The organism is Nitrospinota bacterium, from assembly GCA_016208975.1.
GTDB lineage: Bacteria > Nitrospinota_A > UBA7883 > UBA7883 > JACRLM01 > JACQXA01.
The window spans coordinates 143,669-165,774 of sequence record JACQXA010000004.1 but is presented as its reverse complement, the minus strand read 5'-3'; the positions used below and the strand labels follow the sequence as shown (position 1 = coordinate 165,774).

Genomic DNA, 22,106 nt, shown 5'->3' with positions numbered 1-22,106 from the left:
CTTAATTATAATCCGGCGTGGAAAAATGATGGGAAACCGTAGGCTTGTTATAGGGGTGGACCTGGGCGGGACCAATATCCGCTCCGCCATTGTGTCGGCGGAAGGGAGTACGCTGGCGCGGGATAAACGCCCTACCGGCGCGCAGGATGGGTACCGCTCCGTTATTGAACGGATAGCCGAATCCGTGAAAACCGTGATGGGCGTTTCCGGCTTCGCGCCTGTGGCCATTGGCCTGGCCGTGCCCGGTGCCATAGATTTTAAACGGGGGGTGGTTACATACTCCCCGAACCTGCCGGGCTGGATAAACGCGAAAGTGGCGGAAGATTTAAGCGCCATGGTGGCTGTTCCAGCGTATCTTGAGAACGACGCAAACGCCGCCGCCGCAGGCGAAGGGTGGATAGGCGCCGCCGCTGAATGGGAAAACTTTTCGATGCTCACCCTTGGCACCGGGGTTGGCGGGGCGATAGTCCTCAATAGGCAGGTGTGGCATGGCTCGTCCGGCATGGCGGGGGAGCTGGGGCATCTGCCTTCGGGCAAGCCCGGTAGAGTTTGCGGATGTGGACGGGACGGTTGCGTTGAAGCTTACGCCTCGGCCAGCGGCGTGATGAAAACCGCGCACGAAAGGTTTTACGAGAACGACGCCATCTGGATCCGGACCGCCGCCGGAGATTTCGTGGGGAAAGTGGACGCCAGGCTTTTAGCCCGTGGCGCCGGGGAGGGCGACCCGCTGTGCCGCGAAATCTTCGACGAGGCTGGCGCGTGTCTTGGCCGGATATTATCAGCCGTGGCGCTCACGCTGGACGTGGCCAATGTGGTTATAGGCGGCGGAATGGCAGAGGCCCTGGCATTTATAGAGCCGGGCATGCGGCGTGAAGCTTTAAAAATGGCCTACACCCTCAACGAGACAAAATTGAAAATAACCAAAGCCGCGTTGGGCGATGACGCGGGCATTTTGGGCGCCGCCAGGATCGCCATGAAATCAGCGGGAATATGCTGAAGATTATCATTAAAGTCGCCCTGCGGGAGATTCGCGGAGCGCTCACAAGGTCGTTGCTCACCATGCTGGGGGTCATCATTGGCGTGGCGTCGGTTGTGGCGATGGTGTCCCTGGGCGAAGGCGCCAAGCGGGACGTGGTGGGCAAGATAAAAAACCTTGGAACAAACCTGTTAATCGTGCGGCCCGGCCTTCTGGAGCGGGGACATGTGCGCCGGGCGCCCGCCCAAACCCTGACGCTGGACGACGCCGAGCTTGTGAAAAAACATGTGGCCGGCATACGCTACGTGGCCCCGTCGGTGTACCAGAACGCGCAGATAAAATATTTCGCCCGAAACACCGCCACCAACATAATCGGCGTGACGCCGGAATACCTGGAGGCGCGGGGGTTCGCCGTGGGGGACGGCCGGTTCATAACGGCTCAGGACGTGGCCGGGGCGCGGCGCGTTGTGGCCCTGGGCAGTGAAGTGGCCGATAAACTTTTCAGCGGCCTGCCCGCCATAGGGAACATGGTGAAGATAAACGGCGTCAACTTCCAGGTTGTGGCCATTATGGCGGAGAAAGGGGAGATGGGGTGGTACAACGCCGACGACCAGGTATTGATCCCCATAAGCGCCTTCCAGCGGCGGCTGGTGGGGGTGCGGTATATAAACGAGATCGCCATAGAGGTGCAGGACGAAAAGGATATGGACTACGTGATGGACCATGTGGTGAAACTTCTCCGTAAAAGCCATCACCTCATGGAGGGTGAGGAAAACGATTTCCATGTGCGTAGCCAGCTTGAAATCATAAAATCCATGGAGGAGATCACCCGCACCTTCACCTATTTGCTGGGCGGCACGGCGGCCATATCGCTATTGGTCGGCGGCATCGGCATTATGAACATCATGCTGGTTACGGTTACCGAGCGCACCCGGGAAATAGGCCTTCGAAAGGCCATCGGGGCCCGCAGGAGCGACATACTCAAACAGTTTTTGGTGGAGTCCACCACATTGTCCGGCGTGGGGGGCGTGATAGGCGTCCTGTTTGGTTACGGGGTGTCCCACATGATCGGCCGGTTTTCGCAATGGGAGACTTATGTGTCGCCCCAATCAGTTATATTGGCTTACTCGGTGGCGTTGTTCGTGGGGATTTTCTTCGGATGGTATCCTGCGTGGAAAGCCTCCAAGTTGAATCCCGTGGACGCTTTAAGGAGAGAATAGTATGCGGGTAGTGGATGGCATGGTGGCCGTGGTGAAACCCAGGAAGCCGTTTTTAGACTGGCTGGAGGCGCTTCCCGATCCGGTCAAGGGTGTTACGCTGGCCCAGTTGGGCGAAGACTGCATGACATTTATCATCCCATCATACGACTCCATGAACGACGCGCTGGACCATGTTTATGGTGATTACGAAATCATATTCGAGTTGGAGCTTGCGGGCTGGTGGGAAGAGGAATCGGACTGGCCGAAAGACCGCACGCTGAAAATGTTCAAGGACTGGTTTGCCGTGGAGATCCATAGCATGGTTTACGCCCTGGGACTGGACGGCGCGGACGCGGAGGGGGAGGGGGTGTAAATAATTACCTGGATGATATTAAATGTGCATTGGTCTTGCTTACGCTTCCCCGTGGTCGCTGACCACGGTTCTTAAGGTCGCGCCAACCACGGAACAATCTCACCCCCGGTGCTGTAACCGCAATTCCCTTCTTTTTCTCGCCTGTTCGTTACGCCGTTTGTCATCGCCGGTCTCCAGTATCAGCGCGGGCACCGGCGATGGTTTGCCGTTTTCGTCCACCGCCACCATGGTGAAGTAGCAGGAATTGCTGTGGACCACATTGCCGGTGGTCATCTCCTCGCTGGTGATGCGGATGCCTATCTCAATGGAAGTCCTGCCCACCCAGTTCACCGAGGCGTGGAAGGATACAAGTGACCCCACATGGACGGGCGTGCGGAAATGCACCTCGTCCACCGACGCGGTGACGCAGTATTTGCCCGAATGCCTGCAGGCGCAAACATACGCCACCTTGTCGGCGATGGATAGAAGAACGCCGCCGTGGACGAATCCGGCCATGTTGGCGTCGTTTGGCATCATAAGCTGGCTCATCACCGTGCGGGAGGCGGATATGGGCTTTCCGGTCAACTGGTCGCTCATTTTTACCTTTGATTTATTGACTGTATGAAAAACCGGGCCATTATATACTGCCAGGCCCGGTGTTGTGCTATAATCCCGAGTTCGCGCCGGAGAGATGACCGAGTTGGCCGAAGGTGCACGCCTGCTAAGTGTGTGTAGGGGTAAAACCTTACCGAGGGTTCGAATCCCTCTCTCTCCGCCAGAACGGTCCCTTAAAGTTATGCGCGTTGGTTCTCCTAGCCCGCCTAAAATCTAGCCAGTGAAATCATGAATTCGTAATAGCGGTAATTTCGCCTCTTTTTCCAGGGGTATGCCGTGCGTAAGATGATAGTAGCTACCATTAGAGGCTGTCAATACAGCGCGTAAAAGCGGATGGGGAATGGATTCCCGCTGGTTATAGTTCATATTTTCAAACGTGAATTGCATTAGGCTTCCCAGGTGTTTGAAAAATGAAATGAGAATGAATTGGCGAAATAGTTTCATGAGTTAGGCCCCACTTTCCGCCACCTCACCAGCCTTCACGTAAAATAAATTTTTAATAATTGACAATATATTTAATATTGTATAAATTTACCGCAATGATCAGGGCATGCCGTATCGTCCTGCGCCGAATGGTAGGGTTTCTATCCTATACATATAAGGAGAAGGGGGATGTCTAATAAAGATGAAGAGGGGAAAACTTTCGGTCGCCGCGATTTTATAAAAACCGCCGCGGTTACAACTCTGGGGGCGATAGCGGGGCTTGCCACTGAAGGCTCCAGCAGGCCCGCTCTGGCGCAAACCGCCTCCGGTGGCGGCTCGTTGCCGGACTCCACTCCCATTACCAGCCTGCTGGACGCCGCCAACGCCTCAGTGCTTACCGCAACCGCCGCCGCCCTTACTAAAGCCGATCTTCTGAATCTGCGGCAGGCAGACGAATATAAAACCGCTTCCCTGCTTACGGGGGCGCACATGCAACTGACTGTGGCGGATCTTCAATCCATCGAAGAAGCCTTTGACATGCAAAACGGCACCTATCCCGGCTCATCCAGCGCCCGAATGGCCCGTTCCGGCGGATACGACCCGTCCGTAATGGACACAACCGCGTGTTGCTGTTGTAGCACAGCGCCGTGCTGTTGTTGCACCGCCGCCGCCCAGGCCGATTCGGCGCGCGATTGACAATCCCCGTCCGTCCGGTGACTGGGTCACGTCAGGATGGTCAGGTCAAGGAGGCTGGAATGTCCGATCAAACGAAAGATACGAGTGAAACCGTAAATCCCGGTTTCGTGAAGACCGCCGCGGCCATCGCGGTGGGGGCGGCGGCTGGAGCCGCCTGTTCAAGTTCAGACAGCAGTACGACCGCCTCTGGCGGCGGTACGTTGCCAGATTCTACCGCCATAAGCGACCTTATGGACACGGCCAGCGCCTCGTTGCTTACAGCAACGGCCGCCCAGTTGACGAAAAGCGACCTGCTCAACCTTCGCGAGTCCGACAGGTACAAGACCGCGTCTTTGCTTGGCGGGAGCGCAATTTACCAGTCGCTTTCGGTGGCCGATCTGGAATCAATAGAGAGCGCGTTCGACAATTACTACGGTACCAACGGCGCAAGCGGGTCGCGCATGGCCCGAACGGGAGGATACGACCCATCCGTCATGGACACAGTAGCATGTTGTTGTTGTAGCACCGCGCCATGCTGTTGTTGCACCGCCGCCGCCCAGGCGGATCCCGTTAACGAACAGCAGTAACGGAAGGTTTGAGCGAAGGGGGGGCTGAAGGGCGCGTACCAGACAGTCCGTATTGCGCGCTCTTCCCCGGAGTGCGCCCGGCGTACGGCGCCGTGGTTCCCTTTCGCCGGTCGAGGTATGCCTGAATGCGTCAACTCAAGGTTTTAATGGTTCACCCTCCGGATCCTGAGGGGCATCCCAATCCGTTCCAATGGCGTTGTGAGCCGCTGGGATTAGAATATGTGGCCGCCGCCTGCAAACAAGACGACCACATACCCCGTATTCTCGACTTGCGTCTCTGGCCAGACCGTCTGGAATCCGCAATCATTGAATTCGAGCCAGACGTGGTGGGGACAACAGGTTACTCCATGCATGTTTACAGGGCCCGGGAGGTATGCGATACGGTCAAGCGGCTCCGGCCAGGCTGTTTGACAGCCGTAGGCGGACACCACGCAACTGTGGCTCCAGAAGATTTCATGCATCCATCGGTGGACATGATTTTTAGAGGCGAAGGAGTCCGCCAGTTCGCAGGAACACTAAAGCGTTTGGCGATGGGCGATAGCGATCCTGCCAGCGGCGCAGAGGGGGCGATCCGGAAGGGGATGGACGGGTTGTTCACACCAGTCAACGGCCACAAATTGCCATCCCGCGCGCCAGACCTGCTCCCCCTCCCCGCCAGGGACATGAATCCAGCGGACCGAGGCTGTTACCGGATGGGCGCTTTCGAGTCGGTGGCGCTCATGGCCACCTCGGTTGGATGCGCGTTCAGGTGCAACTTCTGCGCTCTATGGAAGCTTATGGACGGCGCCTATATGGCCCGCGATATCGACAGTGTCGTGGAAGAACTGGGCGGCATACAGGAAGAGTATGTTTTTTTCACCGACGACGAGCCCTTCACAGACCGTAAAAGAATGGAGCGGCTCGCCGACGCCGTCATCGCCGCCGGGATCAAAAAGAAGATAATGTCATATTGCCGGGCGGACACGATGACCCGCCACCCGGAGCTTGTCGCCAAATGGCGCGATGCGGGGCTGGTGGGGGTTTCCATGGGGGTGGAAGCGGTGACCGAAAAGGAGTTGGACGGTTTTAATAAACGGATCAAGCCTTCCCAGGTGGAAGAGGCGTTCATGGTGGCCCGAAGGATCGGGGTGGAAATATTTCCGTTGTTCATCGTAGGGACCGATTACCAGCCCAAGGATTTTAAACGGCTGGCCCGGTACATCCAGCGCCATAACATAGAAAACCCGATCTTCAGCGTCCTCACCCCGTTACCCGGTTCAGACCTGCTCACCGACTTTTCCGCGATAACTGAAACTGTTAGTGGTGGCCGGCCCAATTGGGAACTTTTCGATCTGCAACATCCGGTGACAGCCACGGCGATGCCGAAGGAGGCGTTCATGCGCGCCTATTACGAATTGTGGGGCTCCACGCGAGTGGTCGCCCGGAAAGGATGAATAAACCATGACCGGCCAAAACGATGGCGGGCGGCGGTTGCGTTGCCTGCCCACACAACTGACCCCGGTGGATGGGGGCGTTATCATCTCTCGCGGGGCTACAAGCTTTGTGGCCCAGGGGGAGCAGGCCGCTGAAGCGGCGCGCCGCTTGATGACCGCCGCGCTGGATCCGGAAGGTATAACGGCGGCGGAACTGGCGGCCCTCTTTCCGCCCGCCGACGCCGATGCGGTTAACCGGCTTGTGTCGGCGCTGAAGGCCAAGAGGATACTGGTCCCTGTCAATGGATCCGGGCCGTCCGCCCCGGCGGAGGAGTCGGCCCTGGATGTTTTTTACTGGACCCTCGGCGTCAACGGCGGCCCGGAAGCTGGCCGGCTCGCCCGGACGCCGGTGGTTATCATCGGCCTCAACGGAATCTCCCGCCGGATGGTGGCGGCGCTGGCCGAAGGGGGCGCGCGGAACGTTACGGTTGTCGATTTCCCCTTGTTACGCAACCTTACCATGTTCGGCAAGGGGGATGAGCCAGACCTTGATGGCGGCCGGTGGCCCGGCGGCGTAAGCGCGCCGGTTCCTTACAGCAGATGGAAGGAAGGGGAAAGCTCACCAGGCGCAATGGTGGGCACCTGCGATTTTGGCGGTCCCGCCATCTTGCGTGACTGGAACCGTTACGCCGTGGCGGAGAAGATATTTTTTCTGCCGGTAACAGTAAACCGTGGAACAGGCTTGATCGGCCCGCTGGTGGCGCCGGGAGAGACCCCGTGCCTTGAATGCCTCCTGGTCCGGGAAAACGCCAATCTCACCGCCCCCGCGCCGTTACGCGCGCTGGACGCGCAGGCTTTCGCGGGGCAGTTAGTGGCCCCATTGCATCCCACCATGGCCCCCATGGCCGCCGACGCCGCAGTGATGGAGCTGACCCGTTTCTTCGACTTCCCCTGGCTCTGGCGGAAGGGAACCGCCACCGAGATGGATCTGGTGGCCACTGCCGTGCGGCGCCACACCGTATATAAAATTCCCCGGTGCCCGGTTTGCGGGAACGGCCAATATCGCTCCCCCTTCAATATCCAGAAGGAGGAATTCGACGGCGGTTACTCGCTGATCCAGCGGTTGCAGGAGCTTTCGGGGGTGCCAGATGCGTAACGGCGCCGTACACGACTGGCGAACCAGGTTCACCGCCAGCCTTTCCCGGCTGGTGGATAACCGCGCGGGCATTATCAAGACATTGCACGAATCCCCCTTGTCACCGGGGGCGCCCCGTTTCAGCCATGTTTATGCCCTGGCGTCCAACACCCGCGCCTTCTGCGGGCAACGTAATTTCGCCAACTCCGGCGGGGCCGCCGCCGATGTGGTAACAGCCGCCGCCAAGGCGGTAGGGGAGGCGGTGGAGCGCTATTGTGGCGCGATTTTCGACATGGACGAGTTTCCACTGACCTCGGCCGCCGCCGCCGGGTTTAACTGTGTGGATCCGGCCTCTTTCGCATTGCACAGTCCGGAGCAGTACGCTCGTAAAGGCTTTGTCTATGTCCCGTTCACCGAGGATACCACCGTGCGCTGGAGCCCCATGGCCGACGCCGCCACCGGCGAGGTGGTATGGGCTCCGGCAGGGATGGTCTATGTTCCGTACTTTTACCACACCCACGGGGACGGCCGGCGCGACGCGCCCGTGGCCCAGCCCATCTCCACCGGGCTGGCCTGCCATGTAAACCCGGTGAAGGCCGCCATATCGGCCATATGCGAAGTGGTGGAGCGGGATTCCGTGATGCTCCACTGGCAGGCGATGCTGGCTCCGCCCCGCATCATGGTGGAATCCCTCAGCGACTATAATTACGACCTGGTCACCCGGTTCGAGTCGGTGGGGCTGGAAGTGGTCATGTTCGACCTGACCACCGATCTTGGCATCCCCACCATACTTTCCGCCATCCGCTCGGAACGGCCCGGCGAGCCGGCGTTCATCGTGGCCGCTTCCACCGAGCCGGATCCTGAAAGCGCCGCCCGCAAGAGCCTGGAGGAACTGGCCCATACCCGGCGCTACGCCCATCTGGTGAAACGGTTTTCCACCGACAAGGCCCTCAGCGCCGCTCCCGGGAACGATTTCAACGTGAAGGCACAACAGGACCACCTCCTCTTCTGGTCCCGGCAGGACCGCCTGCCGCTGACCGATTTCCTGTTCGCCTCCAAAAGAAGGATCGAGTTCGACGATGTGACCCCGCTGGCCAACAGAGGGGACGTGGACGGAACGATCCTCGCAAAAATGGTGAACGCCCTCGGCGCGGCGGGGCATCGAACCCTGCTTGCGGAACTGACAACACCCGATGTGGCCGACGCCGGTTTCGCGGTGGTTAGGGCCATCGTACCCGGTCTGCACCCTATGTTCATGGGACACAGCGACAGGGCCTTGGGCGGGCGCCGTCTGTTGGAAGCGCCGGAACGGATGGGACATGCTCCTTTTGACCCGGGGCGGGGAGACAATATGTACCCGCATCCATATCCATAACGAATCCAGACTAAAAAGGAGCTTGCACAGTGTCAATCACCTCCCAGTCGCTCATGAGCATGACCGGCGAAGATTTGACCACAGCCCTATGGGAGCTGTTCCACGAGAACACCAAACTGTCCCGCCTGGACTTTCCGGTTCCCACAGAGGCGGTGGTGGCGGTTATGGCGCAGATGTCCGAGTCGTTGAGTTACGAGACCGCCGAGGTAACGCCCCTTCCGGGGCCGGGGGCCTTTCCAGTTCCAACGCTGTCCTTGGCCGACGCCATTGTCCGCCGCAATTCCGCCCGCTCCTTTTCCGGCGCGCCAGTTACCCTCCCGCAACTTGGCGCCCTGCTTTACTATGGGTACGGAGTCAACAGGACCGCCCAGGAGACAGGATTCGGCAGGGCTTTCCGGAACGCCCCCTCCGGCGGCGGGCTTTTCCCTCTGGAAATTTATTTCGCCGCGCGCGCGGTTGAGGGGTTATCCCCCGGTCTTTACCATTATCAATCCCTTCGTCAACAAGCCGAGCGGATAGCCGGGGAAACCGCCGTCAACAAAGCTCTCGGCTCGCTTATGCAGGCCGATATCGCCGCCACTGCCCCGGTAACCTTTTTCATCACCGCGCTCTTCAACCGGACGGTGTTCAAGTACCGTGACCGGGGTTATCGGTTCATTCTTCTGGAGGCGGGGCATGTGGCGCAAAATATCAACCTGGCGGCGGAGGCCGTTGGCCTCGCCTCTCTGAATATCGGCGGCTATGTTGACCGGGAGGCCGACGAGGCCCTGGATCTGGACGGCCTGTCCCAGTCCACCGTGTATGTGGTCAGCGTGGGGGAACGGGGCGGCGCGGGCGAAGGCGCCATGGTGTAATCGGCCAATGACCATTTCCCGGCTTCCCTGCATTCCCGGGCTGGACGCTTTTCGGGCCGCCACACTGGAAGACATACTCGATGGTCTGCGCCGGTACACTTCTCCCGACGCGTCATTGTTCGTGGCCGATTTGACCCTTGGCGCCTGGCGGAGCGAGCAGGTGGCCCGGGAGTTTCTCGGTCAACTAGGCGTCAGCCTGCCCGCTGAGGGGAGTGAAGATTCCAGAGGCTCCGGCATAGGCTTCTGGATAGACGTGGAGAATCGTGGAGGCGCCACCCTCATCAACGCGTTATGCCGGGCTGAAACCACGCTCAACGAAGCGGTTGCCGCGGCGCCAGCCACTTTTCTGATACTCGCGCCGCGTTATGACGGAGGGTGGGGGGAGGATAACGAGCGTTTCATCGCGGCTCTGGCCCAGGGTGTCAGGGACTCCAAACACCGGTTGTTAATCGCTTTTGCGCCGGGTGACGCCGTTTCACTAACTGGCGTGGAAATCCGTTTTCTGGATGATGGCCACCCGACAATTGCGGCATCCACCGCGCAGGCCGCGCCCGCAGACTATTACTCGTTCATCCCCGGCGCCATCGATCCGGCTGTGGCTCAACAGCTTGTGGCCGAAGGCGCGCCGGACGACCTTTATGGACTGCGCCTTTCCCACGGCTGGGTTCTTGTTCCACCCGAGCGCCGCAAGCCGCCCAGACAATGGCCTGCGTCAATCCTCCAGTCCTGTCTGCCCATGGCGCGGCGGATAGGCTGGCTTTACGCCTTCTGGAATTACGCCCTGCCCGAAGGACATCCAGATTACGGCGCGCTTGTAGCCGAGGCGTGGCGGCGGTTACAGGAAGGTGGAGGCGACATCGCCCGGCGGCTCATCCAACGGGCGCTACAGACCGCGCCGAACGGGGCAAGCCGCGCCGCGTTCATCGAGCAATACCAATGGATGCGTATCGCAACCCACCGTTTTCACGAGGCGGGAGAGGAAGCCGATCCGCCAGAAGGGCTGGCGCCGGAACGTGCCGGAACCCTTTTCTGGCAGAAAGCCTGGGGGCTGGTCATGAGCCACAGGCCCGGGGAGGCCCAGCCACATTTCGAAAAAGCGTTAGAACTCCTGGATTACGCCGACAATGACATAAACAAGGTTTACCTTCTCAATATATACGCGCTTAACCGGATGAGGCTTGGCGCCATGGAAGACGCCGTGGCCATTGAAAAAAAGATCGAGGGCCTGTTCTCCTCCGGCGCCGTTAAAGACTGGCACATGGAGTACATTAATTATCTCAACCTTGCGCGGCTCATGCGCAAGACCGGGGACGGCAAGGCGGCGCGGAAGTATTACAGCCGCGCTTTTGACACCGCGCGGGGAAGCTGGAACGAGGTGGACGCGGTCTATTTAAACCTGAGCGAAGGATTGCTCGCCCATGGCGAAGGCGACCTTGTAACCGCCGCCGCCGCATGGTTTAGGGCGGCCGTATTCTACGCCGCCCTGGCATATCCGGAGGCTGTAGGATGGCGGATAACCGAAACGTTGCGGGCGGCCGCAAGGGCCGCAGGCGTGGCCGATCCCGGCGCTAACGCGGATGTGGAAACCTGCGCCGCGCTACTTCTGAATATAACCCGGGCCTCCGCCATGGAGGCCGGAATGGGGGAGTTGGCCCGCAATCTCGACGGTTCCATGAAAGCCGAGCAGGCGCCGGTGTTCGTCACCTGGGACATGTGTCCGGCGGGCGCCTCTCTTGACGCTGTGGGAAGCGATGGATGGGGTGTGCTTGCCGGAACCGTAAGCCGGATGGTCCCGGCGTGGGATGGGCCCGCTCACCGCCAGTTGCGCCGGGGGCTGTTCGGCGCCATGCGTTTCGCCGTTCCTGCGGCTCCATGGCGGGAACCGGCGCTGGTCGTCACCGACGACCGCCGGGGTTTTAACATGCCATGCGGCCGGGAGCGGATCCTGCAGCTGGCGGTGACGCGCAAGGTGGCGACCGCATATATAGGTGATGAAAAGATAACCCTGACAGATAACATAGCCGGTCACCTGATGGAGATGGCACGGTTCAGTTTAAGCCCGGCGGTTGGAATGACAATGGCCTTGGATGGCGGAGTTCTGGTCCGGTTCAACCGCTATTTCACCCCCTGCCGGATAGATGGGGACGAAGCGGCGTTGGTGAATGCTGTCACATGCCGGCCGGCCGGCGTTGGACTTGAGGATGGATGCGCCACAACCGGCCTTTCCCGGAAACGGTTTTGGGAAGCGGCCGTTAAGCTTTCTGACCAAAGGATATTGGCCGCGCAGGGGAACGGCGCCAGCGGCTATTGCGGCGCGTAATAGGTGGTTTCCGAATAAGCCAGCGCCCCGTCCATCCCGTAGCTTTCCACGATGCTGACTATGTCTTGCGTCCCGAAAAACCAGCGTATCCGCGTTAGGCCGTTGGGCGATTTTATCTCGAACAGCGCCGCGGGGCCGGTGTTCCTGCCGTTTGTGTATTCCACAAGGCGAGTTCCGGCGTAATCGTACACCGCAAACCCGGCGGACTGGCCGGACAAGGCCACCTGCGCCGAGGTGTTGGCCTTTTTGTCGCCGCCGAAGTCGTTCCTGAAATAAAAACTCCGCACGCCGCTGGCCACGTTTATCTCAACGCTGGAGCTGAACTTTTTCTCGATGGTCATCGCGGATGGGGAGGCCGAATAGATTATGGACTTGGCGCGGTACTGCTTTGTGCGCTTCCCGTCCTCGTTCAAGGTGGATTGCGCGCTGGCCGCCGCCGTGGCCATAACGAACGCCACCAGCGTCCCCGTGAAGATTCTTTTGAGCGCTGATTGACTGAAAAGCATGATTCCCCAAACCAAAGCGTTATTGAATAAAGCGTGATGATTTTATCACAATAACCCCGGGGCATACGCCGGGTTATCCACAATTGTGTTACCCTTTCAGCTTTAAATCAGCCAGGGGTTATGGGCACGGCAGTTTTTTACGTTTCCGGCCATGGGTTTGGCCATGCCGCCAGGGCTTCGCAGGTGATAGGCGAGCTGGCGCTGACTTTTGGACACAGGGTTGTGGTGAGAACCACCGCGCCGGAATTCCTGTTCCTTCGGGGCTCCGCCGGGCTGGCGGAAAAGGTAACGGTGGAACGGGCGGAGGTGGACCAGGGCCCTTCCCAGCCGGACTGTTTCACCACCGATTTCGCCGCCACATACAGCCGGTACGCCTCCATGCTAACCTCTTTCGACGGGCTGTTAGAGGCCGAGTTCCGCCATGTAAGCCGCATAAAACCCTCGGCGGTGGTGGCGGACATTTCTCCATTGGGAGTGGCGGTTGGGAAAAGGCTGGGGGTTCCAACATTTGTGGTCGCCAATTTCCTGTGGGACTGGATTTTTAAGGATTACGCTAAAAAATATCCGAAATTCGACATCATATCCAGCCTGCTAACCGGGATATACAAAGAGGCGGACGCCATTTTGAGAACTCCTTTTTCCGGCGGATTCGAGCCTTATAGCAACGTGGTTGACATACCATTGATAGCCCGCCGCTCCGCCAAAAGCCGGGAAGATGCCAGGAGGAGCCTGGGGCTGGACGAGAATGGTAAATACGCGCTGGTGTCTTTCGGCGGTATCGGGGCCGAGGGTTTTTACACGGGGCTGGAGGATCGCGTCACCTCCATGGAGTTATTGACTCTTCGAGGGACGCCCGGCAGGTCCGGCCGGACGATAAGTTTCGACGGCGCGAAGGTGGCCCACGAAGACCTGGTGATGGCCGCGGACGTGGTGATAGGTAAGCTTGGCTACGGGCTTTGCGCCGAAATTGCGGCGGCAGGCAGGCCCATTCTTTATACACCGCGGAACGATTTCGTAGAATACAATGTATTAGAGGATGGAATAAGAAAACTTGTTCCGTCATTTTGTCTTGAGCGGGATGAGTTTTTCGGCAAGAGCCTGGAGCCCGCGTTGGCGGCGCTTCTTAAGGTCTTATGCGGCATGGCGCCGGACCCCATGAATGGCGCCCATGTCACGGCCGGGATGATTAATGACGGGATGGGCGCGTTATAAATGAGCGTTAACGAGCGGATAGTGTTGATGCCGGGGGAGCTTTCCGGGGAGTTCTTAAAAGAAGCGCTCGACGGCATCCGCGACTCCATAAAGATAATAGACCGCGAATACAGGGTCATCTACGCCAACCGGGCCGGGCTTCTTATAGCGGGCCAGCCGCTTGCGAAGCTGGCGCGCGAAGGCAAGAAGTGTTTCGAGGCGTTCTACAACAGCGAAGTGGAATGCTCATACTGCGTGGTAACGCAAACGTTCAACACCGGCCAGCCCGCGTTCAACACTTTTACCGCCAACATCGGCGGGGAAACCAGGTTCAAAGAGGTTTCCGTATTCCCCCTTACCGACCCTTCCGGCAAGGTTGATCGGGTAATCGAGATAATCCGCGATGTCACCGACCTGCGGCGGGACCTTTCGGCTACGGAAGAATTCTCCAACATCATCAGCCGGGACGAGAAGATGTCGGATGTGTTCAGGCTGATGGAGTCGGTGGCGCCCACCAGCTCCACGGTGCTCATTTTCGGGGAGACCGGCACCGGCAAAGAGCTGGTGGCCCGGGCCATCCACCAGGCGTCCAAACGGGCAGGCAAAAAATTCGTGGCCATAAACTGCGGCGCCCTCACCGACACCCTTCTGGAGACCGAGCTTTTCGGCCACGAGAAAGGGGCGTTCACCGGGGCCGAGCAGAGGCGCATAGGCAAGTTTGAGCTGGCGGACAAGGGCACCCTGTTTCTCGACGAGATAGGCAACATTTCCCCTGCCATGCAGGTGAAGATACTTCGCGCCCTCCAGGAGGGTGAAATAACCCGCGTGGGCGGCAACGACACCATAAAGGTGGACGTGCGTTACATTTGCGCCACCAACCTGGACCTGAAAGAGGCTGTGAGAAAAGGAGGGTTCCGCGAAGACCTTTATTACAGGATAAACGTGGTGCCTATCCATTTGCCACCATTGCGGGAGCGGGCGGGGGACATCAAATACCTTGCCGAGCATTACCTTCAGAAATTCAGCCGCGACATGGGGAAGAATATCGCCGGATTTTCGGCGGAAGCGCTGGAGCGGATGAAACGCTACTCCTGGCCCGGCAACATAAGGGAGCTTGGCAACCTGGTGGAACGGGCCGTGATCCTTACCCGGGGGCCGGTGGTGGAAAAAGTGGACATCCCGCAGGACAACTTTCCGCCAAAGACAGCGGAGCCCGGTTCCGGCGCGCTGGAGTTGCAGGACGTGGTGGCCCAGGCGGAGAAAAAATACCTGTTGGAGTCGCTCAAAAGCCATCACTGGAACATCACCGAAACGGCCCGGGCCGCGGGGGTGAACGCCCGCACCATTCACCGGAAGATGAAGGAATTCGGCATTAACCGGGAGGATTAAATGCCATGAACCAGCTTGGGGCCCAGAAAAGCGCGTATTTAAAATCCGCCGCCCATCAGCCGGTGGACTGGATGCCCTGGGGCGATGGGGTTTTCCAGCGCGCCCGGCGGGAGTCAAAACCGGTATTGCTGGACATCGGCGCCGTGTGGTGCCACTGGTGCCACGTGATGGACAGGGAATCCTACGAGAACGCCGATACCGCGCAAATAATAAACGAACGGTTCGTTGCGGTGAAAGTTGACCGGGACGAGCGCCCGGACCTGGACCTGAGATACCAGCGCATGGTGTCGGCCCTTTCCGGGCAGGGGGGATGGCCGCTAACCGCGTTCCTTACGCCCGATGGAAAATGTTTCTATGGCGGCTCCTATTTCCCGCCGGAGAACATGATAGGACGGCCCGGATTCCCCACGGTGCTAACGAAAGTGGCGGAGTTTTTCCAGGAGAGCCGCGACAAGGTGGACCAGGCGGCGCAAGAGCTTTATGACGCGCTGACGGAAACCACGCCGGAATCCGGAGACCAGATACGAATATCCTCCGATACCATAAGCGCGGCTGTTAACCATATGACCCGCGGTTTCGATCCTCTCAATGGCGGGTTCGGCAACGCCCCCAAGTTTTTCCATTGCCCGGCGTTGATGACGATAATGGCGTTGTGGCGCGCGGACAAGGACCAAGAGCTGGGGAGCGTCCTGCGTCACACCCTGCGGCAAATGGCCGATGGCGGCGTGCGGGACCATCTGGCGGGCGGATTCCACAGGTATTCCGTGGACGCAACCTGGGGCGTCCCCCATTTCGAAAAAATGGCGTATGACAACGCTGATCTATTGAAAATATACTCAGCCGCCTATTCGGCCACTGGTGAAGAAAAGTTTCTGGACGCCGCCAGGGAAACCGCCAGGTTCACCCGGGAAACGCTGATGGACCCGGCGGGCGGGTTTTACGCCAGCCAGGACGCGGACATCAACCTGGACGACGACGGGGATCATTACACCTGGTCGGCGGCCGAGGCCGCCGCCGCGCTTTCCGGCGACGAGCTGGAGATTGTCCGCAGGCGTTACGGCCTCCGGGAGCAGGGGGACATGGGCCACGACCCCGCCCGGTGCGTACTGCGCGTTGTCGAACCTTTCGAATCAATAGCGGCGGCCATGAAAATTAAGCAGGGCGAGGTTGAGCGGACGTTCGGAAACGCCAGGCGGAAAATGATAGAAGCGCGGGCCAAACGCAAGATGCCGTTTGTGGACACCACTATGTACACAAACTGGAATGGCATGTTCATCTCCGCTTTCCTGGCCGCTGGCGGTTTTCTAGGCGATTACACCCTGTGGCAAGACGCCCGGCGGGCTTTCGACAGGTTCGCCACGGATAATAACAACTTTGTTTCCGGCGTGGCGCGCTCGCTGGGTTCCGGCGCCGCCGGATTGCTGGACGATTACGCGTGCATGCTGATGGCGGCGCTGGATATGTATGAAACGTCTGGCGAAACAAAATATCTTGAGCAGGCCATGTCCATCAGGAAAGCCGCATGGGAAAAGTTCGGCGACCCTGTTGGCGGGTATTTCGACGCGGAGAGCGGCGCAGACCCCATAGTGTCCGCAAACCGGGTGAAACCAACGCAAGACGCTCCTTCACCCTCGCCGGTCATGACCATGGCCTATGGGGACTTCAGGCTCTATCATCATATTGGCGCGCGGGAACTGGAGGAGTCGGCCCGGATGGCTTTGAACCTGGTTTCAAAAGATTCGGTTCAACACGCGCTGTTTTACGCTTCATCCATCCATCTGATGGATTTCATCATGTCGGACTCCTGCCAGATAACGGTGGCGGAGGGGGATAAGGCGGCGCGAATGCTCAAAGCGGCCAAAGGGGTTTATATGCCCCACCTGGTTATAAAGCGGGCCGGGGTTTTCAGCGCGGCCCTGCCGGAAGGGGCCGGAGCGCTGGTATGTTACCGTGGAACGTGCCATCCACCCGTGAACAGCCCGGAAGAGCTTACGGCGCTGTTGCGTTCGCTGTAGAGTTGTTGAACGCTTTTGATACACATTGGCTTTGGCCGGTTTTTGTTGCGCTAACGAATGGCGGTAATGAGCTGGAAACGGAGTTTGCGCCAACCTGGCGTACTGGCCGTTCTGGGAGCGGCGCTTTTGTTTGGCGGTAGCGCGCCGCTGGCCAAGTGTTTACTGTCCAGTATCAACCCGTGGTTGCTGGCCAGCCTGCTATATCTTGGGTCCGGGGCGGGTCTTTTACTATACCGCTTGGCGCGCCAAGCGCCAGCGGGGAAGTTACCACCCGCTGAATGGCCGTGGCTAGCGGGCGCAATTCTCGCTGGCGGCGTAGCCGCGCCGGTGCTATTGATGTTTGGACTTACCGCCATGCCCGCGTCGGGCGCATCGCTACTGCTCAACGCCGAAAGTGTATTTACAGCGCTTCTGGCATGGTTCGCCTTTCGCGAAAACTTCGATAAGCGTATCGCGTTGGGAATGACCGCCATAGTCGCCGGAGCGGTTACGCTCAGTTGGCCAGTGGAAGAAGTCAGGTTTTCCAGCGCTTGGCCAGCTTTGTCTGTTTTAGGGGCCTGTTTGGCGTGGGGTATAGATAATAACCTCACTCGTAATGTGTCACTGGCCGATGCGACATGGATCGCTACAATCAAGGGCTTGGCGGCGGGAGGCGTAAACCTGGCGCTCGCTTTATCGCTTGGCGCCAAGTGGCCGCCTTTACCCAACCTCGCGGGAGCGATGCTGGTCGGCTGGCTTGCCTATGGGGTAAGCCTGGTGTTGTTCGTTGTTGGCCTGCGTCATCTCGGAGCGGCCAGAACTGGCGCCTACTTTTCCGTAGCGCCATTCTTCGGCGCGGCGCTGGCAATTCCGCTTCTGGGCGAACCGGTCAGCCATCGGTTACTGATAGCGGGTTCGCTCATGGCGCTGGGCGTCTGGCTACACCTCACCGAACGACATAACCACGAACACACGCACGAAGGGCTGGAACACGAGCACGAGCATATTCACGATGATCATCACCAACATGGGCATGATGAGTCAGCGCCGTTCAACGCGAAACACAGCCACCTTCACAGTCACGAGCCGATATCCCATATCCACACGCATTTCCCCGACATGCATCATCGCCATGACCATTAACGCTTCTCACGGTTACCGTCTGATATTTTCCGGATACATCACGGGCCAAACTTCCATTCAGAACGACTGTCTTTACCGGTATTTCCCCTTGCCGCTACATGGGGGACGGTATCGCCATAGGCCCGCGCAGGCTGATTTCGCCCGGGCCTCCAGCAGGTGGTACTTCGCCTTTTCAGTATATTTGAATTTGTGGATCGCCTCGGCCAGCCCTTCTTGGATAAGTATTTCGTTCAACACCCTCCCGTCGGGCAGGGTGACGTAGGCCAACAGGCGGTCGTACTTGTCTGTCAAGGTTGCGCCGCCATAGGTCAACGTTACGGCCTGCCCCTGGGCCAGTTCGGCGGCCCGCATGGAGGCCTCCCGGTTCATAGGCTCCGCCCTGGTGTAGGGGCCGTCTTTTTCCGGCGTGTCCACCCCCAGCAGGCGCACTTTCCTTTCCATGCCCTTGAGCATCACCACCATGGTGTCGCCGTCAACCACCCGGGTCACGATGGCTTTTTCCTCGCTTCCATCCCCCTGCTGGCTGATAAACAGGCTTATGGCCGACAGGATGGCGAAAACTATAAGGGCCGGTAACGATTTCTTTCGTCTCATAACGATTGATACTAACAAAAATCCGGGCGCCCGGGGGGATTGCGCAACGGGAATGTGAGAGGCAAATGGGGCCAGTTATGCTGGGCCGTATCTGGCCCGGCGGACGCGAAAATGGCCGATGGTCCAAAGTAAAATATTCTTATATGAATCCATTGAGCTTGGGCGGCCCTGGCATGGTAAAATCACAAAGTTGGGCTTGGTTGGTTATTTATGGTGGACAATAAGTTGTCGTTTGCAAAATGGGGGTGGCTGGTTGACAACGGAAAGTGACGGGCGAAACAACAGGCCCGACTGCGTTTTGGAAGACCAGTTGGAGCTTTTGTACCGTCAATTGCCGATAGCCATAATCGGCACATGGGGATGCGCCGCGCTGGTGACGCTGGTGGCCAGCCTTGGCGGCGTGGAGGACCGCGCTCCCATAATATATTGGTTCGCCCTTTTCACCGTCCTGTCCGTGTTCAGAGGGCTCGACCGGGCGCTCTATAACAACGCCAGGCCCGTGGAGCCAGCCGCGAAAAAGTGGTTTAACCGCCATGCCCTGGGAGCTTTCATTTCCGGGATCTTGTGGGGTTCGGCGGCGGCCTATCTTTTCCTGATGGGCGGGCCGGTGTTGAAAATATTGGTGGTCATTGTCCCCGCAGGCCTTGTGGCCGCTTCAGTTCCGGCCTACTCGCCTTCGTTTAAGGGGTTTATAGCTTATTCGTTACCTGCCCTGATCCCGCTTGCGGCGGTATGCTTCCATCTCGGCGGGGCCATATATATGGCGCTGGGGACTTCCATCATCTTGTACGTGGGGCTCATGTCCGGCCTGACTTTCCGCATAAACAAGATGATCACCGGCCACATGCGGATGAGTATGGACTATGCCCGGCTCGCCGAGCGGCTTTCCAACGAGAAGAACCTGGTGGAATCCCTTAACAAGGGGCTGAAAGCGGAAGTTGTCACCCGCAGGGCCACCGAAGAGGCGCTTACGCGGGCCACAGCTGAAATGAAATCCCTTCTGGAGTTCAACAACAGCATACTGGAAAACTCCCCCGCCGGTATCCTGAACCTCGACGAGAAGCTGAGGGTGGTGTACATGAACCCGGAGCTCAAGCGCATCATCGGCGTGCCGGAAGGGGAGGAGTATTACGCCATGGGGGTGAAAATGTCTGAAATCCCCACCATCGTCAACGCCGGGTTGACGTGGGTGCTGGACAGGCTTGCTGATGGGGCGCCGGTTTCACTGGAAACGCCTTTCACCAGCCGGTACGGGAAAGGGGCTTTTATTTCCATTAAGGGCGTGCCGATAATGATGGACGGCGCTTTCGCGGGGGCCATGATCCTGGTGGTGGACATCACCTCGGCCAAAAACGCCGAGGGCGCGATAATCAAGGCCCGGGAGGCGGCGGAGAGGGCCAGCCGGGCCAAGTCCGAATTCATGGCCAACATAAGCCATGAGCTTCGCACCCCGTTAAACAGCGTGATAGGCATGGCCGGCCTGGCGTTGAACTCCCGTTCCGATAAAGAGAGGGTGGAACAGCTGGAGATAATCCGCTCCTCTGCCGACGCGCTCCTCTCCATGGTGGACGACATCCTCGATTTCTCCCAGATAGAGTCCGGAGAGTACAGGCTGGAGCGCAAAAGCTTCGCGCTGGTCAACGAGCTGGAAAAGGCCATAAAGGGTCCGGCGCTGGAGGCGCAGAAGAAAGGGCTGGAATTTATAGTGAATACCGAGCCGGACCTGCCAGGGCTGGTGTCCGGCGACGCGGCGGCCCTGCGGAACGTGATAAAAAACCTGGCGGGCAACGCCGTCAAATTCACCGAGCGGGGCGAGATACTGGTGAGCGTGTCCACGCTTACCAGGGGGGACGGCAAAAAGGTTATCGGTTTTTCGGTGCGCGACACCGGCATAGGGATTTCAGCCGAGAGCCTGGAATCCATTTTCGAAAGTTTTTACCAGGTGGACGGCTCCTGCACCCGCCGCCGGGGCGGGGCGGGCCTGGGGGCCACCATGGCCCGCAAACTGGTGGAGATAATGGGCGGAAGGCTCTGGGTGGATAGCGCCCAGGGGCAGGGGAGCGATTTCAAGTTTGAGATTCCAATGGAAACGGCCTCCGAAGAGGAGAAGCCCCGGGCCGGGCTAAAAGATGGGTTGCGGGTGGTTGCGCTCCATCCTTCCGCGAAGGTGATGGCCTCCATCACCGGGCATCTGCGCCACTGGGGGCTGTCCGTGGCCGAATGCCTCACGATGGATGAAGCCATGCTTGCGGTGAACGGAAACGGGCGTGATACGGCGCTGATTGTGGATCTGGGGCATGGGACGGAGCGGAGCGCGGCTATGCTGGGAAAACTTAAAGAGCGGTCGCCATCGCTTTGTGTTGTAGCGTTGGTCACGCTCGCCGAGGCCAGCGATATAGCGTTGAAAATGGAGCCTGGCCTGGTGGACGCCTATCTGCCCAAACCGGTGATCCATAACAGGCTTTACGAAGCCCTTTTACGGGCCACCGGGGCTAACAGAATCAAAGAGGAGGCAAAACCCGCCCCCGCAAACGGCGGCGCCAAGGGGAGTCCTCATCTGAACGTGCTGGTGGCGGAAGACAACCCGTTCAACCAGAAGCTGGCCCTTTTGATACTTGAAGGCAAAGGACACAAGGCGCATGTGGCCGAGACAGGCCGCCAGGCGGTGGAGATGTGGCGCGAGGGGGATTACGACCTTATCCTGATGGATGTCCAGATGCCGGAGATGGACGGGTTCCAGGCTACGGCCACAATCCGGGAAATAGAAAAAGAATCTGGCGCCCGCATACCAATATGCGCCGTCACCGCCCATGTGATGCCAGGTTACATGGAAAAATGCCTGGAAGCGGGGATGGACGATTATGTGACCAAACCCATAAACTCCGACGAGCTGTTCAATAAAATGCGCAAGCTTGTGGAGTCCTGCGCCGGGAAACCGCATGCCGCCCCCCCCTCGCCCGCTCCGGAGCCGGAACTTGGGCCGGGCCGCAAACCATTGTTCGACATATCATCCCTGCGCCCGGTGTTTTCCACCGATGAGATCCAGGAACTGGCGCGGGTGTTCATAAATCGCGGGTATGAACAGATAGCCAGCATCGAAAAGGCCATCAGTGAGCGCGACTCCAAAAACCTCTGCCTCATGGCGCATCAGCTAAAAGGGTCTTCGTCGCAGTTTTACGCCCTCAAGGTTGTGGCCATCGCAAAGGAGCTGGAAATACTGGGGCACACGGGCAATTTTGAGGAGGCGGCGCAAAATCAGTTTGAAAGTACAGGGGAGATTCTTCACTTACGCTCAGAATGACAATATAAAAGCCGTTGATAACATTGTCATCCTGAACGAAGCGCAAGCGAAGTGAAGGATCTGTC

At 58.9% G+C, this 22,106-nt stretch carries 18 protein-coding genes and 1 tRNA gene; 16 read left to right on the top strand and 3 right to left on the bottom strand.

The window, feature by feature from the left end; all coding sequences use genetic code 11:
• The first annotated feature begins 25 nt into the window (after window positions 1–25).
• From HY751_04305 to HY751_04295, 3 genes are read left to right on the top strand one after another with little or no spacing between them, the layout of a single operon-like run.
• The gene (locus HY751_04305; GenBank protein ID MBI4665615.1) at window positions 26–997 is read left to right on the top strand and encodes an ROK family protein; all 972 of its coding nucleotides are present in this window, start codon (window positions 26–28) and stop codon (window positions 995–997) included.
• Complete coding sequence (locus HY751_04300) at window positions 991–2,196, top strand: ABC transporter permease (protein ID MBI4665614.1); 1,206 nt, start codon at window positions 991–993, stop codon at window positions 2,194–2,196. The genes HY751_04305 and HY751_04300 overlap by 7 nt, the downstream gene beginning before the upstream one ends.
• Before the next feature lies 1 nt (window position 2,197).
• Window positions 2,198–2,548 carry a hypothetical protein gene (locus HY751_04295; protein ID MBI4665613.1) on the top strand — a complete coding sequence of 117 codons (351 nt, stop codon included), beginning with the start codon at window positions 2,198–2,200 and terminating at the stop codon, window positions 2,546–2,548.
• 99 nt (window positions 2,549–2,647) lie between these two features.
• On the opposite strand, the gene HY751_04290 is transcribed toward HY751_04295, so the two are convergent.
• Window positions 2,648–3,124, bottom strand: a complete 477-nt coding sequence (locus HY751_04290; GenBank protein ID MBI4665612.1) for an acyl-CoA thioesterase — start codon at window positions 3,122–3,124, stop codon at window positions 2,648–2,650.
• Window positions 3,125–3,212: 88 nt separating this feature from the next.
• Between HY751_04290 and HY751_04285 the strand changes: the two genes are divergently transcribed.
• From HY751_04285 to HY751_04250, 8 genes are all read left to right on the top strand, one after another.
• Window positions 3,213–3,305 (top strand) — tRNA-Ser (locus tag HY751_04285).
• Between the two features lie 449 nt (window positions 3,306–3,754).
• Window positions 3,755–4,261 (top strand): twin-arginine translocation signal domain-containing protein, encoded by a 507-nt coding sequence (locus HY751_04280; GenBank protein MBI4665611.1) that lies wholly within the window; start codon window positions 3,755–3,757, stop codon window positions 4,259–4,261.
• Window positions 4,262–4,320: 59 nt separating this feature from the next.
• Entirely contained in the window at window positions 4,321–4,827 is a 507-nt protein-coding gene (locus tag HY751_04275; protein ID MBI4665610.1) for a hypothetical protein, read from the top strand.
• Window positions 4,828–4,952: 125 nt separating this feature from the next.
• Window positions 4,953–6,260, top strand: coding sequence for a cobalamin B12-binding domain-containing protein (locus HY751_04270; protein ID MBI4665609.1), 1,308 nt, complete (start codon window positions 4,953–4,955; stop codon window positions 6,258–6,260).
• A gap of 7 nt (window positions 6,261–6,267) precedes the next feature.
• Window positions 6,268–7,395, top strand: a complete 1,128-nt coding sequence (locus HY751_04265; protein ID MBI4665608.1) for a TOMM precursor leader peptide-binding protein — start codon at window positions 6,268–6,270, stop codon at window positions 7,393–7,395.
• Complete coding sequence (locus HY751_04260) at window positions 7,388–8,749, top strand: YcaO-like family protein (GenBank protein MBI4665607.1); 1,362 nt, start codon at window positions 7,388–7,390, stop codon at window positions 8,747–8,749. The genes HY751_04265 and HY751_04260 overlap by 8 nt, the downstream gene beginning before the upstream one ends.
• Window positions 8,750–8,778: 29 nt before the next feature.
• A complete protein-coding gene (locus tag HY751_04255; protein MBI4665606.1) occupies window positions 8,779–9,603 on the top strand; it encodes a SagB/ThcOx family dehydrogenase in 825 nt (274 codons plus the stop codon).
• A gap of 7 nt (window positions 9,604–9,610) precedes the next feature.
• A complete protein-coding gene (locus HY751_04250) occupies window positions 9,611–11,923 on the top strand; it encodes a tetratricopeptide repeat protein (protein ID MBI4665605.1) in 2,313 nt (770 codons plus the stop codon).
• Here HY751_04250 and HY751_04245 read toward each other — a convergent pair.
• On the bottom strand, window positions 11,908–12,429 hold the full coding sequence (locus HY751_04245) for a hypothetical protein (GenBank protein ID MBI4665604.1): 522 nt from the start codon (window positions 12,427–12,429) through the stop codon (window positions 11,908–11,910). The two genes, HY751_04250 and HY751_04245, sit on opposite strands and share 16 nt — an antisense overlap.
• A 120-nt stretch (window positions 12,430–12,549) precedes the next feature.
• Between HY751_04245 and HY751_04240 the strand changes: the two genes are divergently transcribed.
• The 4 genes from HY751_04240 to HY751_04225 all read left to right on the top strand — a co-directional run bounded on the left by HY751_04240 (window position 12,550) and on the right by HY751_04225 (window position 18,146).
• Window positions 12,550–13,641, top strand: coding sequence for a hypothetical protein (locus HY751_04240; protein ID MBI4665603.1), 1,092 nt, complete (start codon window positions 12,550–12,552; stop codon window positions 13,639–13,641).
• Window positions 13,642–15,009: a sigma-54-dependent Fis family transcriptional regulator gene (locus tag HY751_04235; GenBank protein ID MBI4665602.1), complete on the top strand. Its 1,368-nt coding sequence runs from the start codon at window positions 13,642–13,644 to the stop codon at window positions 15,007–15,009.
• 5 nt (window positions 15,010–15,014) lie between these two features.
• The gene (locus HY751_04230; protein MBI4665601.1) at window positions 15,015–17,024 is read left to right on the top strand and encodes a thioredoxin domain-containing protein; all 2,010 of its coding nucleotides are present in this window, start codon (window positions 15,015–15,017) and stop codon (window positions 17,022–17,024) included.
• A gap of 66 nt (window positions 17,025–17,090) precedes the next feature.
• On the top strand, window positions 17,091–18,146 hold the full coding sequence (locus HY751_04225; GenBank protein ID MBI4665600.1) for a DMT family transporter: 1,056 nt from the start codon (window positions 17,091–17,093) through the stop codon (window positions 18,144–18,146).
• Window positions 18,147–18,218: 72 nt separating this feature from the next.
• Here HY751_04225 and HY751_04220 read toward each other — a convergent pair whose 3' ends face one another.
• Window positions 18,219–18,740, bottom strand: coding sequence for a thermonuclease family protein (locus HY751_04220; protein MBI4665599.1), 522 nt, complete (start codon window positions 18,738–18,740; stop codon window positions 18,219–18,221).
• Window positions 18,741–18,993: 253 nt separating this feature from the next.
• Here HY751_04220 and HY751_04215 point away from each other — a divergent pair, with 253 nt between their 5' ends.
• Window positions 18,994–22,041 (top strand): response regulator, encoded by a 3,048-nt coding sequence (locus HY751_04215; protein ID MBI4665598.1) that lies wholly within the window; start codon window positions 18,994–18,996, stop codon window positions 22,039–22,041.
• Window positions 22,042–22,106 lie beyond the last annotated feature (65 nt).

Bases quoted from the DNA above. Each gene is read 5' to 3' on its own strand.
- HY751_04305 (MBI4665615.1), top strand. From the start codon at position 26: ATGATGGGAAACCGTAGGCTTGTTATAGGGGTGGACCTGGGCGGGACC.
- HY751_04300 (MBI4665614.1), top strand. From the start codon at position 991: ATGCTGAAGATTATCATTAAAGTCGCCCTGCGGGAGATTCGCGGAGCG.
- HY751_04295 (MBI4665613.1), top strand. From the start codon at position 2,198: ATGCGGGTAGTGGATGGCATGGTGGCCGTGGTGAAACCCAGGAAGCCG.
- HY751_04290 (MBI4665612.1), bottom strand. From the start codon at position 3,124: ATGAGCGACCAGTTGACCGGAAAGCCCATATCCGCCTCCCGCACGGTG.
- HY751_04280 (MBI4665611.1), top strand. From the start codon at position 3,755: ATGTCTAATAAAGATGAAGAGGGGAAAACTTTCGGTCGCCGCGATTTT.
- HY751_04275 (MBI4665610.1), top strand. From the start codon at position 4,321: ATGTCCGATCAAACGAAAGATACGAGTGAAACCGTAAATCCCGGTTTC.
- HY751_04270 (MBI4665609.1), top strand. From the start codon at position 4,953: ATGCGTCAACTCAAGGTTTTAATGGTTCACCCTCCGGATCCTGAGGGG.
- HY751_04265 (MBI4665608.1), top strand. From the start codon at position 6,268: ATGACCGGCCAAAACGATGGCGGGCGGCGGTTGCGTTGCCTGCCCACA.
- HY751_04260 (MBI4665607.1), top strand. From the start codon at position 7,388: ATGCGTAACGGCGCCGTACACGACTGGCGAACCAGGTTCACCGCCAGC.
- HY751_04250 (MBI4665605.1), top strand. From the start codon at position 9,611: ATGACCATTTCCCGGCTTCCCTGCATTCCCGGGCTGGACGCTTTTCGG.
- HY751_04245 (MBI4665604.1), bottom strand. From the start codon at position 12,429: ATGCTTTTCAGTCAATCAGCGCTCAAAAGAATCTTCACGGGGACGCTG.
- HY751_04240 (MBI4665603.1), top strand. From the start codon at position 12,550: ATGGGCACGGCAGTTTTTTACGTTTCCGGCCATGGGTTTGGCCATGCC.
- HY751_04235 (MBI4665602.1), top strand. From the start codon at position 13,642: ATGAGCGTTAACGAGCGGATAGTGTTGATGCCGGGGGAGCTTTCCGGG.
- HY751_04230 (MBI4665601.1), top strand. From the start codon at position 15,015: ATGAACCAGCTTGGGGCCCAGAAAAGCGCGTATTTAAAATCCGCCGCC.
- HY751_04225 (MBI4665600.1), top strand. From the start codon at position 17,091: ATGAGCTGGAAACGGAGTTTGCGCCAACCTGGCGTACTGGCCGTTCTG.
- HY751_04220 (MBI4665599.1), bottom strand. From the start codon at position 18,740: ATGAGACGAAAGAAATCGTTACCGGCCCTTATAGTTTTCGCCATCCTG.